The sequence below is a fragment of the Allobosea lupini genome, assembly GCF_900109525.1.
GTDB classification, from domain to species: Bacteria; Pseudomonadota; Alphaproteobacteria; order Rhizobiales; family Beijerinckiaceae; genus Allobosea; species Allobosea lupini.
Genome location: NZ_FOAN01000002.1, coordinates 705,062 through 718,279, shown reverse-complemented (window position 1 = coordinate 718,279; position 13,218 = coordinate 705,062). Strand labels below are relative to the sequence as shown.

The 13,218-nt window shown below is 68.4% G+C and carries 10 protein-coding genes; 7 read left to right on the top strand and 3 right to left on the bottom strand.

Annotated elements, in window-relative coordinates:
* Positions 1-70 precede the first annotated feature (70 nt).
* From BMZ21_RS08940 to BMZ21_RS08910, 7 genes are all read left to right on the top strand, one after another.
* Positions 71-862 carry a Cro/CI family transcriptional regulator gene (locus tag BMZ21_RS08940; protein WP_091831974.1) on the top strand — a complete coding sequence of 264 codons (792 nt, stop codon included), beginning with the start codon at positions 71-73 and terminating at the stop codon, positions 860-862.
* The gene (locus tag BMZ21_RS08935) at positions 859-1,080 is read left to right on the top strand and encodes a formate dehydrogenase (RefSeq protein WP_425285418.1); all 222 of its coding nucleotides are present in this window, start codon (positions 859-861) and stop codon (positions 1,078-1,080) included. Before BMZ21_RS08940 ends, BMZ21_RS08935 begins: the two co-directional genes overlap by 4 nt.
* A gap of 12 nt (positions 1,081-1,092) precedes the next feature.
* Positions 1,093-4,071, top strand: coding sequence for a formate dehydrogenase subunit alpha (locus BMZ21_RS08930; RefSeq protein WP_091831968.1), 2,979 nt, complete (start codon positions 1,093-1,095; stop codon positions 4,069-4,071).
* A 14-nt stretch (positions 4,072-4,085) separates the two neighbouring features.
* Positions 4,086-4,682 (top strand): formate dehydrogenase FDH3 subunit beta, encoded by a 597-nt coding sequence (gene fdh3B / locus BMZ21_RS08925; protein ID WP_091831965.1) that lies wholly within the window; start codon positions 4,086-4,088, stop codon positions 4,680-4,682.
* An 89-nt stretch (positions 4,683-4,771) separates the two neighbouring features.
* On the top strand, positions 4,772-5,776 hold the full coding sequence (locus tag BMZ21_RS08920) for a formate dehydrogenase subunit gamma (RefSeq protein WP_091831963.1): 1,005 nt from the start codon (positions 4,772-4,774) through the stop codon (positions 5,774-5,776).
* Between the two features lie 94 nt (positions 5,777-5,870).
* Complete coding sequence (gene mobB, locus BMZ21_RS08915; RefSeq protein ID WP_091831961.1) at positions 5,871-6,401, top strand: molybdopterin-guanine dinucleotide biosynthesis protein B; 531 nt, start codon at positions 5,871-5,873, stop codon at positions 6,399-6,401.
* 2 nt (positions 6,402-6,403) lie between these two features.
* Entirely contained in the window at positions 6,404-7,654 is a 1,251-nt protein-coding gene (locus BMZ21_RS08910; RefSeq protein ID WP_091831959.1) for a molybdopterin molybdotransferase MoeA, read from the top strand.
* A gap of 59 nt (positions 7,655-7,713) precedes the next feature.
* Here BMZ21_RS08910 and BMZ21_RS08905 read toward each other — a convergent pair whose 3' ends face one another.
* The 3 genes from BMZ21_RS08905 to BMZ21_RS08895 all read right to left on the bottom strand — a co-directional run bounded on the left by BMZ21_RS08905 (position 7,714) and on the right by BMZ21_RS08895 (position 13,098).
* The gene (locus BMZ21_RS08905) at positions 7,714-8,484 is read right to left on the bottom strand and encodes a TIGR02186 family protein (RefSeq protein WP_091831957.1); all 771 of its coding nucleotides are present in this window, start codon (positions 8,482-8,484) and stop codon (positions 7,714-7,716) included.
* Positions 8,481-9,413, bottom strand: a complete 933-nt coding sequence (locus BMZ21_RS08900; RefSeq protein WP_091831954.1) for a sulfite exporter TauE/SafE family protein — start codon at positions 9,411-9,413, stop codon at positions 8,481-8,483. Before BMZ21_RS08900 ends, BMZ21_RS08905 begins: the two co-directional genes overlap by 4 nt.
* 235 nt (positions 9,414-9,648) lie before the next feature.
* On the bottom strand, positions 9,649-13,098 hold the full coding sequence (locus tag BMZ21_RS08895) for an SEL1-like repeat protein (RefSeq protein ID WP_091831952.1): 3,450 nt from the start codon (positions 13,096-13,098) through the stop codon (positions 9,649-9,651).
* Positions 13,099-13,218: the final 120 nt, after the last annotated feature.

The following is a 13,218-nucleotide window of genomic DNA, read 5'->3' as shown; positions in this document are numbered from 1 at the left end:
AGGTCTCATTATCGCCGCGTGCTCCGGCGGGTTCTAGCTTGCTGGCGCGGGATTGGAGACGCCTTCGTTCATGCGGGACCAGGCTCTGGAGCGAGCGATCGAAGCGGCCGGCGGCGTGCGTGCGCTGGCGCGAGGGGTCGGTGTCTCGCAGCCGGCGATCTCGACCTGGAAGCGTGTCCCGGCCGATCGCGTCCTCTCGGTGGAGGCTTTGACCGGCGTCTCGCGCAGCGATCTGCGGCCCGATCTCTACCCGCAGGAGCCGATCATCGTCGAGACTGCCGCCCTCGCGATCGACGCGCTCGACGCCGCCCGCGCCGACGAGTTCGAGCTGATCGGCGCTCTGCTCTGGCGCGCTCCGACAATCGAAACCCTTGCGGCCCTGCAGAGCCTGCGCGGCGATGCTTCCCCGCTCGGAATGGCCCATATGGCTCTGGCGGAAGCCGCCGCCGAGGCGAGCCCCGAACAGGTGCGAGACGAGTTTTTCCAGCTCTTCATCGGTGTCGGCCGCGGTGAGCTCCTGCCATATGCCTCCTACTATCTCACCGGCTTCCTGCACGAGCGCCCGCTCGCTTTGGTGCGCGAGGACATGGGCAGGCTCGGTCTCGCCCGCGCCGAGCGCGTCGGCGAGCCCGAAGACCATATCGCCGTGCTGATGGATATCGAGGCCAAGCTGATCCGCGACGAGGTCTCGGGCGAGGGGGTCGACGAGGCATCTTTCTTCGCCCGCCACATCCGCCCCTGGGCCGACCGCTTCTTCGCCGATCTCGAAACCGCGCAGGCGGCGCGGTTCTACCGCGCTGTCGGCCGGGTCGGCAGCCTTTACCTTTCGATCGAGACGCAGGCCGCGAGCCTGCCCGCATGACATACGGCACGGAGGAGACGACGATGTCGCAGAAGAGCAAGGAGACGGCTCTCGACCGCCGCAACTTCTTCAAGGCGCTCGGCGCCGGCGCAACGGTGGCCGTGGCTCCAGTCGCGGTCGCGCCTGCCGCCGCCGTCGATCCCGGCAAGGACGAGACGAAGGCGCGCTATCGCGAGAGCGAGCACGTCAAGGACTTCTACCGTGTCAACCGTTACTGAGGAGGCGGCATCATGCTGATCAAGCGCAAATCCGCCGACGTCCAGCGCGGCCGCCTGCAGAGCGCCCTTGGAGGCCTCGCCTCCGGCGTGATGGACCGCCGCTCCTTCCTGCGCCGCTCCGGCCTCGTCGCCGGCGGTGTCGCGGCTGCCGGCGCCCTGCAGATCGGCTCGGTCCGCAAGGCCGAGGCCGCCGTGCCCGGCCCCGCCACCGGCACCAAGGTCGTCAAGAACATCTGCACCCATTGCTCGGTGGGCTGCACCGTCCGGGCCGAGGTCAACAACGGCGTCTGGGTCGGCCAGGAGCCGGCCTGGGAGAGCCCGATCAACCGCGGCAGCCATTGCGCCAAGGGGGCCTCGGTGCGCGAGCTCGTCCATGGCGATCGCCGCATCAAGTATCCGATGAAGCTGGTCGACGGGCAGTGGCAGCGCCTGTCCTGGGACCAGGCGATCAATGAGATCGGCGACAAGATGACGGAGATCCGGGCCAAGTCCGGCGCGGATTCGGTCTATCTGCTCGGCTCGGCCAAGTTCTCCAACGAAGGCTCCTATCTGTTCCGCAAGTTCGCGGCCTTCTGGGGCACCAACAACGTCGATCACCAGGCCCGCATCTGCCACTCGACCACGGTCGCAGGTGTCGCGAACACCTGGGGCTACGGCGCCATGACCAACTCCTACAACGACATCCGCAATTCGAAGACCGTCATCTTCATGGGCTCGAACGCGGCCGAGGCGCATCCGGTCTCGATGCAGCATATCCTGACCGGCAAGGAGCAGCAGCGCGCAAACGTCATCGTCTTCGACCCGCGCCTGACCCGCACCGCGGCGCATGCCACCGACTATGTCCGTTTCCGCTCGGGCACCGACATCGCGGTGATCTGGGGCCTGATGTGGCACATCTTCAAGAACGGCTGGGAGGACAAGGCCTTCATCGCCGCGCGCGTCCACGGCATGGACGACGTCCGCAAGGAGGTTGAGAAATACGATCCCAAGACGGTCGAGGACATCACCGGCATTCCGGGCGAGCAGCTGAAGCGCGTCGCCCAGACCTTCGCCACGGTTAAGCCGGCGACCTTTGTCTGGTGCATGGGCGTGACCCAGCACTCGGTCGGCACGGCCAATGTCCGCGCTATCTGCAACCTCCTGCTGGCGACCGGCAATGTCGGCTCCAACGGCACCGGCGCCAACATCTTCCGCGGCCACTGCAACGTCCAGGGCGCAACCGACTTCGGCTTGGATATCTCGAACCTGCCTTGCTATTACGGCCTGGTCGAGGGCGCCTGGCGCCACTGGGCCCGCGTCTGGGGCGTCGACTACGACTATTTCGTCTCACGCTTCGACGAAGTGCCGGCCAAGGGCGGCCGGCCGGCCCGCACGCGTAAGGCCAATATGGAGACCTCCGGCCATACCTCGACCCGCTGGTTCGACGCCGCGAACCTGCCGGCCGAGCAGGTCGACCAGAAGGACAACCTCAAAGCCATGTTCGTCATGGGCCATGGCGGCAACACCATCCCGCGCATGCCCGATGCGGTGAAGGGCCTCGAGAAACTCGATCTCCTCGTCGTCTGCGATCCGCATCCGACCAATTTCGTCTCGCTCGGCGGGCGCAAGAACGGGACCTACATCCTGCCGATCTGCACCCAGTTCGAAACCTCCGGCTCGCGCACCTGCTCGAACCGCTCGGTGCAATGGGGCGAGAAGGTCGTCGAGCCGATCTTCGAATCGGCCAGCGACTACGCGGTCATCTACAAGCTCTCGCAGAAGCTCGGCTTCGCCACCGAAATGTTCCGGCCCTATGAGATGGTCCAGGGCAAGATCGGGCTGGAGCCGACGGCCGAATCGATCCTCAGGGAGATCAACCGCGGCGGCTGGTCGACCGGCTATACCGGCCAGTCGCCCGAGCGCCTGAAGCTGCACATGGCGAACCAGGACAAGTTCGACATCGTGACGCTGCGCGGCGCCAAGGGTTCGCCGGTCGAGAACGATTTCTACGGCCTGCCCTGGCCGTGCTGGGGCACGCCCGAATACAAGCACCCGGGCACGCACATCCTCTACAACACCTCGCTCGCGGCCAAGGATGGCGGCGGCACCTTCCGCCCGCGCTTCGGCCTCACCCGCGAGCGCACGCTGCCCGACGGCAGCAAAGTCGAGGATACCCTGCTCGCCGAGGGCGGCTCCTACTCGCTGAACTCGGACATCAAGGACGGCTATCCCGAGTTCACCATGGGTGTGCTGAAGAAGCTCGGCTGGGACAAGGACCTGACGCCGGCGGAACTGGCCACCATCTCCTGGATCGGCGGCAACGCCGTCGATGGCGTCTCCTGGTCGACCGACCTCTCCGGCGGCATCCAGCGCGTCGCGCTGGAACATGGCTGCGTGCCGTACGGCAACGGCAAGGCCAGGGCCAATGCCTGGAACCTCCCCGACCCGGTGCCGGTCCATCGCGAGCCGATCTACTCGCCGCGCGTCGACCTCGTGGCGAAATGGCCGGCGCGTCCGGACGAGCGCACGCTGCGCATCCCGAACCTCCACACCTCCGTGCAGAAGGCGGCGGTCGAGAAGGGCATCGCCAAGTCGTTCCCGATCGTGCTGACCTCCGGCCGCCTCGTCGAATACGAGGGCGGCGGCGAGGAGACGCGCTCGAACAAGTGGCTGGCCGAATTGCAGCAGGACATGTTCGTCGAGATCAACACGGCGGATGCGGCCGAGCGTGGCATCCGGGATGGCGCCTTCGTCTGGGTGACAGGACCGGAGAACAACTCCAAGGCCAGGGTCAAGGCGCTGGTCACCGAGCGGGTCGGCAAAGGCGCCGCCTTCATGCCCTTCCATTTCGGCGGCTTCTATCAGGGCGTCGACCAGCGCGGCAATTATCCGAAGGGCCTCGACCCGATCGTGCTGGGCGAGTCGGTCAATATCGTCACGACCTATGGCTACGACCCTGTGACCGCCATGCACGAAGGCAAGGTCACGCTCTGCCAGATCGCGGCGGCGTGAGGAGGAACTGAACCATGGCCCGGATGAAATTCCTCTGTGACGCCGATCGCTGCATCGAGTGCAACGCCTGCGTCACCGCCTGCAAGAACGAGAACGACGTGCCCTGGGGCATCAACCGCCGGCGCGTCGTCACCATCAATGACGGCAAGCCCGGCGAGCGCTCGGTCTCGATGGCCTGCATGCATTGCACGGACGCACCCTGCATGGCCGTCTGTCCGGTCGACTGCTTCTACAACACCGCCGACGGCGTCGTGCTGCACAACAAGGACCTGTGCATCGGCTGCGGCTACTGCTTCTACGCCTGCCCGTTCGGCGCCCCGCAATATCCGAAGGTCAGCAATTTCGGCTCGCGCGGCAAGATGGACAAGTGCACCTATTGCTCGGGCGGCCCGGAGGCCGACCTGTCGCCGGCCGAGTATCAGAAATACGGCTCGAACCGTCTCGCCGAGGGCAAGCTGCCGCTTTGCGCCGAGATGTGCTCGACCAAGTCGCTGCTCGCCGGCGACGGCGAGGTGATCGCGCAGATTTACAAGGAACGCGTGGTCAAGCGCGGCTACGGCTCGGGAGCCTGGGGCTGGCAGACGGCCTATCGGGAAACCATCACGATCTGAGCTGGGGGAGGAGGGCGCATCACGGCCTGGCAAAAGGTCGGGTGCGTTCTTCCCCAGATTGACGCTGCCTTCGCGAAAAGGATGCCGCAATGTCGCTGCGCGCTCATCTCCGCTTCCTCGTAACGGCGCTGCTGCTGGCCATCGCCGTCGGCATCGCCCAGCCTGGCTCCGCCCAGCAGGTCAACCCGACCGCCGATTCGGTCAGGGAGAAGCAGTTCCTCGATGCGCTGAAGGGCAATCCTTCGGCCGAATTGCAGGGCCGCATCAGCATCCCCGACACCAAGGCGGCGACGCTGGAGCGCCCCGCCGGGCGCGAGTGGCGGGCCTTCCACCAGAACACCATGACCAAGATCGGCGCGGTCGCTGTGCTCGGCATGCTGATCGCGCTGATCGCCTTCTATCTCATCCGCGGCCGTATCCGGATCGAGAGCGGTCCCTCCGGGCAGACGCTGACGCGCTTCAACGGTTTCGAGCGCTTCGTCCACTGGCTTACTGCAGCCTGCTTCATCGTGCTGGCGCTGTCGGGTCTGAACGTCACCTTCGGCAAGGCGCTGCTACTGCCGTTGATCGGCCCGGAGGCGTTCACCAACGTCTCGATCGTGGCGAAATGGGCGCACAACTACCTGGCATGGCCGTTCATGCTGGGTATCGCCCTGATGTTCCTGATCTGGATCAAGGACAACATCCCCGGCATGGTCGACGTCCGCTGGTTCGCGGCCGGCGGCGGCATCGTCGGCAAGGGCCATCCGCCGGCCAAGCGCTTCAACGGCGGCCAGAAGATCGTGTTCTGGACTGTCGTGCTCGGGGGCGCTGCGCTCGGCGTCTCGGGCGTCTATCTGCTTTTCCCCGCGACGGCCGGCGGCGTGCTCAACCTGCAATTCTGGAATGTGGTCCACGGTATCGTCGGCGTGCTGATGATCGCTGCCATCCTCGCCCACATCTATATCGGCACGGTCGGCATGGAGGGCGCCTTCGACGCGATGGGCTCCGGCGAGGTCGATCTCAACTGGGCCAGGGAGCACCATTCGCTCTGGGTCGCCGAGGAAATGAAGAAGGGCCATGTCCACGGCGGCAAGCTGCAGCCGGCGGAGTGAACTTTTGCCGCGCTTGACCCGCTGACGGCATTTGCATGATGACAGCCGGGCGCATCTCGCGCCCGGCTTTGTCTTTTTGAGGATGTCGTTGTCGATGCGCGTGATCGGACTGGCGGGCTGGAGCGGGGCCGGCAAGACGACCCTCCTCACCAAGCTGATCCCGGAATTCAATCGCCGCGGCGTCAGGGTCTCGACGATCAAGCACGCCCATCACGCCTTCGATCTCGACACCCCCGGCAAGGATTCATGGGCGCACCGGCAGGCCGGCGCCTCCGAGGTGCTGATCTCCTCGGGCAAGCGCTGGGCGCTGCTGCACGAGTTGCGCGACGAGCCCGAAGCGGCGCTGCCGGAGCTGCTGGCGCGGCTGTCTCCGGTCGATCTTGTCATCGTCGAGGGCTTCAAGCGCGATCGGCATGCCAAGCTCGAGGTCTATCGCGCCGCCAACGACAAGCCGCCTTTGCATCCAGGCGATCCCAGCATCGTCGCCATCGCCAGCGACACCGCCCTTCCGGATGCCGGTTGCCCGGTGATCGGGCTCGACGACGTCGCCGCCATCGCCGATTGTCTCTTCGCCAAGGCCCAGCCGCTCGACACGGTGCTGGCCCGGGCGAAAGAGGATTCCTGACGATGGCGCAGCTCAGCGCGGATGCCGACGCCTTCGGGCCGATGCTGACGATCGAGCAGGCGGCCGGACACGCCGCCGAGCGCATCGCGGCGGTGGCCGGCAGCGAGACTGTTTCGCTCGCCGCGGCGGATGGGCGCGTGCTGGCCGCGGATGTCATCGCGCCGCTGGACCTGCCGCCCTTCGCCAATTCGGCGGTCGATGGCTATGCTGTCCGTTTCGCCGACCTGACGGCCGCGGAAACGCAGCTTCCGCTCTCGGGCAGGGTTGCAGCCGGCAACGACGCCGTCGGTGTCGCGACGGTGGGGGTGGCCGTGCGTGTCTTTACCGGCGCGCCGATGCCGGCGGGTGCCGATACCGTCTTCATGCAAGAGGACGTCACGCTGAAAGCCGGCGCGGTCATCCTGCCGCCCGGGCTGAAGCGTGGCGCCAATACCCGGCCAGCGGGCGAAGATCTGCCGCGCGGGCATGTCGCGCTCGCTGCCGGCCGGCGCCTGCGACCACAGGACCTCGCGCTGCTTGCCGCGCTCGGCCTGACCGAAGTCGCGGTGCGCAGACGTGTCCGCGTCGCGATCTTCTCGACCGGAGATGAGCTCAACGAGCCCGGCACGGCCCTGCCGCGCGCGGGCATCTACGATGCCAATCGCAGCCTGCTGCGCGCGCTCGTCACCCGCGCCGGGGCGGAGGTCGTCGATCTTGGCATCCTCAAGGATGAACCTGAGAGCCTCGCCGCACGCCTGCTGCGGGCTGCGGAAAGCTGCGACCTGATCCTGACCTCGGGCGGCGTCTCCACAGGCGAGGAGGACCACGTCAAGGCGGCGGTCGAGCGCGCCGGCGAACTCGCCTTCTGGCGTGTTGCGATCAAGCCCGGCCGCCCGGTGGCGATGGGGCACGTCGCCGGCACCCCCTTCATCGGTCTCCCCGGCAACCCCGTCGCGGTCTTCGTCACCTTCGCGTTCGTTGCCCGCACCGTGATCGCGCTCCTCTCGGGCACACCGCCGAACAGGCTGCACGGCCTGCCGGTCAGGCTCGGCTTTCCCTACAAGAAGAAGGCGGGCCGGCGCGAATACGTCCGTGTCTCGCTGGCTCCCGGGCCGGACGGCATCTCCGTGGCGCGCAAGCATCCGCGCGATGGCGCCGGCGTGCTGACCTCGCTGACCGAGACCGACGGGCTGGTCGAGCTCGCCGACGAGCTGACGAACGTGGCCGAAGGCACGATCGTGCCCTTCCTTGCCTATGAGATGCTGACGGGCTGAAGCGTCGGACCGAAAGTCGAATCCACTTACTCGAAACAAGCCGACGTGCGATCCAAGGCTCAGTCGCGCCGGAAGATCACCGTCGCCAGCCAGCCCAGCAGCAGGGCCACCGCGACCGTCGCCAGGCCGTAGAGAAGCGGCCGGTCATGCGCGGCCGAGGTCATGCGCTGTTCTGCGCCGGTCTTCACCACCTCGAAATTGGTGGTCTGGCGCGCCAGGATCGAGCCGCCGGCATAGAGCAGGACCTCGACCTCATAGGGGCCGGTCGGCGCGACCGCCGGAATCTTGATCTGCGAGCTGAACAGGGCCGGCGACAGGAAGGTCACGCCTCGTTCGTCCAGCGCATAGAGCTGCTTGCCTTCGAGCGTCCGGATCAGTGCTTCGCGAAAGCGGGCGATATCGAGTTCGAAGTCGAAGCCCGTCGGTGTGCGCTGCGCATTGGCCAGGCCGATCTTGTCGCGTCGCGCCGCCTCTTCCGACAGGATCTCCTTGATCGGCCGGTTGGTCGCGACCGAGAGATAGATCGAGCGGTCCGGGAAGCGGCGCTGGGTGCGGTTGATCCAGAGCGGGCCGACGCGCTCCTTCTCGCGCACGATCAGCATGCGCCGCGGGCCGCGGACGGTGACGACGATGTCGTAGGGGTCGGCCCGCGCGACGGACCGGCCATCGCGCTCGACCAGGCCGAACACCGCGAGCTGGTCGCCGGTGAAGTTTGAGGCGATCGCGATCCGGTGGGTCGACAGGGCCGCAATCAGCGCCTCGGCCTTCGCGGGGAGGGCGGCGAGGACCGCGAGGCAGGCCGCTATGAGGGCGAGCGCCGCGTGTCTCATCGCTGCGCTCCGTCCTGCACCACCACCGAATAGGGCTCGCTCGGGGGCAGGAAGAGCTCGACCGCGAAGCGCAGGCCGACCGACAGAATCAGCAGCGCCAGCAGCAGCCGGAACGAGGAGACGTTGAGATTGCGCGCTGCCCGGCCGCCGAACTGCGCGCCGATGACGCCGCCGACCAGCAGCAGCATGGCCAGGATGATGTCGACCGACTGGTTGGTGACGGCGTGCAGCACCGTCGCGCCGGTCATGGTGACCAGGATCTGGAACAGCGAGGTTCCGACCACCACGGCCGGCGGAATCCGGAAGAAATAGATCAGTGCGGGGACGAGCATGAAGCCGCCGCCGACGCCGAGAACGGCACCGATGAAGCCGATGATGACGGCGAGCGCCATGATCGGGATCACGCTGGCATAGAGCTGGGAGCGCGGGAAGCGCATGCGCAGCGGCAGGCCCATCCAGGGCGGATGCGAGCCGGCCTCGCGCAGGCGGCGGGCCGGCTTGCCCCGGCGGTCGCGTAGCGCGACGCGCACCGCGTCGAACAGCATCAACCCGCCGATGCAGGTGAAGAGCGTGACATAGGCCAGGGTGATCACCAGCTCGAGCTGGCCAAGCCGCCGCATCGAGTTGAAGAACAGCACACCCAGGATCGTGCCGACTATGCCGCCCGAGACCAGGATGCCGCCGAGCTTGAAGTCGAGCGCGTTGCGCCGCCAGTAGGTCAGCACGCCGGTCATCGACGAGCCGGCGACCTGCGCGGCGACGGTCGCGACAGCGACGGCCGGGGGGATGTCGAGGAAGATCAGCAAGGGCGTCAGCAGGAAGCCGCCGCCGACGCCGAACAGGCCCGAGATGAAGCCGACCGCGCCGCTCAGCCCGAGCACCAGGAAAATGCTGATCGGCAGTTCCGCGATCGGGAGATAGATCTGCACGCTTCCAAACCTTACCGGCCGTCGATGCCACCTCATGTCGGGCATGAGCCGCAAAAGTGGATACGACTTTTGCGACGAGAACATGCCCGACGTGCTGAGCCGGCACGAATTTCTGCTGCTCCGCCGGGACCGTCCGAACGAAAATCACGCCATAGCGGTGACGCTACAGCGGAATCCTTTTCAATTTGTGCAGTTTTGAGGGGCTTTCGGCGCAGGTCCGGCCTGCACCGAAAGCTCAGCCGCGGCTCGGCTTGGCCGGCTTTTTGCCGGCGACCGGCGGCTCGTCCCAGCCCTTGGCCGGCTGCGTGACCTCGTTGGCGTTCGCCTCCAGCGGCTTCGGCTTCCAGCTCTCAGCCGCTGCCTTGGCGGCGGCGAGATCACCGGCCGGCAGCCGGCCCGCCACCTCGTCGCGCTTGCGGCCGGCATCCTCGTCACCCTGGGCTGCCGCGATCGCGAACCAGCGATAGGACTGGCCAAGATCGGCCGGAGCGCCGAGGCCCCGGCCGAGCAGGATGGCGAGGTTGTACTGGCTGTCGCGCACGCCATGCTCGGCGGCGCGGCGGAACCAGTCGGTCGCCGTGGCATAGTCCGGCTTGCCGCCGGCACCCTCGGCGTAGAGCACTGCGAGATTGTGCATCGCCTTGGCGTTGCCGCGCTCGGCGGCGCGCCCATACCAGACCTTGGCCAGCGCCGGGTCGCGGTTGGTGCCGATGCCCTTCTCGAACATGTTGCCGAGGCGGAACTGCGCCGGCCCGAGACCGGCGACGGCGGCGCGCTCGAACAGGCGCAGCGCCAGCTTCGGGTCGCGGTTGCCGGGGCCGTCGGCCGCCTGGGCCGCGATCTGGTAGACCGCGCGGGCGTCGCCCGCGAGCGCTGCCTTGCGCAGGCCGGCGCTGCCGACAGTCGGCGGCAACTCGCCGATGCCGGTGACGGTATCGACCGCCTCGGACGGGCTCTGCAGTGGCAGCGAAGCCACCATTGAGGGCACGGAGGCTGCCGGCGGCAGCGACTCCGCATTGGCCGTCTGGGCCGGCGCGGGAACCGCGGCCTGCGCCGGCGTCGTGCCGATCTGCAGCGGCGGCAGGGCCGAGCTCTGGTCCTTCACCGGCGGTGCCGCCGGCTCCGCCGGGGCGCCTTGCGGGGCCGGCTTGGCCGCAGGAGCTTCGGCGGGGGCGGGCCGGGTCGCTTCAGTCCGGCTGCTGCTCTCGTTCACCAGCTGCTTCTTGGCGCTGCCCTGCTGACTGCTCGAGAAGACCTGGGCGGCGCCGATCGCGAGAACCAGCGCGGCGAGGCCGAGCAGCAGCGGCCGCCGGCGCTTTTCGAGAATTTCCTTGAGGCGCCCGCCGCCGGAGGGTGATTTGGCCGCCTTGCCGGGCTTGCTCGTCTCGGTCGTCGCCGGGTTGGTCGCCGCAGCGTCGCTGGCGGCCTTGGCCGAGCGACGCGCCGCGGCGATCAGGCTCTGGCGCACGGCCTGCGGATCGTTGCCCTGTGGGGCGGGCGCCTCGGGGCGCGGCCGGCCGGAGCCCGGCTCCAGCGGCAGGTCGAGCCCGCCGGTGCGCGGCAGGCGCGTCTCGGCGACGAAGCGCTCGGCCATCGGGGCAGTGGGAGCCACCGCCCGGATCTCGTCGGCCGCAGCGGGTGTGCGCACGCGTGGCGTGGCTGCGCCACCGCGCCGGTCCTCGCCCAGCTCGGCTTCGAGATCGCCGAGGCGACCGATGATGGTCTCCAGCGTCCGGTGCACGGCGCCGATCGCATCCTGGGTCTCGCGTCCGGTCGAGACATGGGTCTCGCGCAGGCCGCTCATCAGGTCGCTGAGTTCCGACAGGCTGGCGCCGCGAGACGGCGGCAGGTCGGCCATTGCGGCGCGCGCCGCGCGCTCGGCCGCCGCCGTGGTGTCCTCGCGCATGCCCTGGAGATGGACGACGAGGTCCTGCAGCGTCCGTTCGATGCCGTTTTCGGCAGAGCGGGTCGCGGCCTGTTGGTCCAGCCGCTGGGTCAGGCCGGCGATCTGGCGCTCGAGCGCATCGAAGGAATCGGAGCCGGCGCCGGGTCGGCCAGCCTCGTCGATCTTGGCGGCGAGGCCGCGCAGCATGTCCTCGACCGGGCGCATGTCGACCCGGGCGACAGGTGTGCCGCCGTCATCCGTCATCTGGGCGAGCCTGCTCGAGGCGGCGAGCTGCTCGATGCGATCGGTCAGCGTCTCGATCCGGTCCTCGAGCCGGCTCGGCGGCCGGTCGGCCAGCTCTTCGAGCTTGATCACCAGCGATTCGATGCGCTCGGCGAGCTGGTTGGAGGCCGGCCGGCCGATGGCGTCGAGTTCGCCGAGGCGGGCGACGAGCTGGTCGACCTGCCCGTCGATCACCGAGGTCGTCATCGTCGGTAGCGTGTCGAGCTTCTGGGCGAGCGATTCGACCTGGCGCGACAGGGCCAGCAGCGGGGCGCTGTCACCGGTGCGCTCGCGCAGGCGATCGGCGTGCAGGCTCTCGCGCACATCCTCGATCGCCAGCGACAGGCTGCGCAGGTCGCGGGTGTCGTCGCGCAGGCGCCCGACATCCGAGGTCAGGGCGTTGAGCTGCAGCGACAGGTCGTCGAAGCGCCGGCCGTCCGGAGTGGAGACGATCTCTCGCAACTCGGCGAGTTCGTTCAGGATCGGAGCGATCAGCTGGCGGTCGCCGCCGCGTGCGGCGAGCGCGTCGACCTTGGCGGCGAGATGGGCGACTTCGAGCTCGAAGCGGTTGTAGCTTTCCTGCGAGCGCCCGTCGGACAGGCGGCCGATCTCGGCCTCGATCCGCGCCAGCGGCTTCAGGATGGGGTCGAGCCGCTCACGCCCGTCGAGGCGGTCGAGCCTGGCTCCGAGCTCGCTGATCGCCCGTTCGAGCGGCTTGTAGGCGGCGCGCTGCTCCTCGACCCGCATCGCCGGCTGGGCCGGCGCGATGCGATCGTTCAGCTGGCGCAGATCCTCGCGCAGGCTCGCGAGCGTCGGCGCGGCGGTGGCAGGGCGCTCAAAAGCTGTGGCGGCAGGGCGCTCGAAGACTGCGGCGCGCGCATCGCCGTCGAGGGCGCGCTGGCGCGAACGGATGTCGGACACAGCGGCGGCGAGACCGTCGCGGCTGAGCACGACCGGGCGCGTGGCTTGCGGCAGGGGCGCTGGGGGGGCAGCCGGCCTGCGGCTGGTCTCTTCGGCCCGGCGTTCGATGTCGGCGAGCCGGGTGCCCATCGTCTTGATCGCGTCGGCGATTACGGCGGTGGCGCGCTCCTGGCGCTCGACCGTGGCGCGCTCGCCATCCGACAGGCGGCCCTCGGTGCGCTCGATCCATTGCGCGATCGAGTCGAGCGCGCTTGCGGTGCGCGCATTGCTGTCGCGCGTCAGGCGCTCGGCCATGGCGGCCTGGGTTATGAACGCGTCCATGCGGTCGCGCGAGAATTCGGGCCTGGCTGGGGCGGCCTGCGGAGCCGCAGCCGTCTGCATGCCGCCTTGGGAGAGGCGGGCGAGGCGCTCTGAGAGCGCGGCGATGTCCTGCTCCTCGGCGTGCTGTGCGACGGTCTCCGGTTCCCCGGCCTCTTCGCGAATCTTGTTGTCGAGCCACTCGCCGAGCGTCATCCCGGCGCGGCGCGCGGCCGCCTTCGCCGCGTCACGTGTGCGCGGATCGACGCCCTTGACGCTCCAGGGCAGGCTGGTCGCCATGTCACGCTCGCCTCGAGGGGCAATCTCGACCAAAGGCGCTTGCAGCCCCCTCAGGCGGCGGCGCCCTTGCGATCCCGGCAATCATGAACATCGGGTTGATGCGAATGATACTGCAGACCG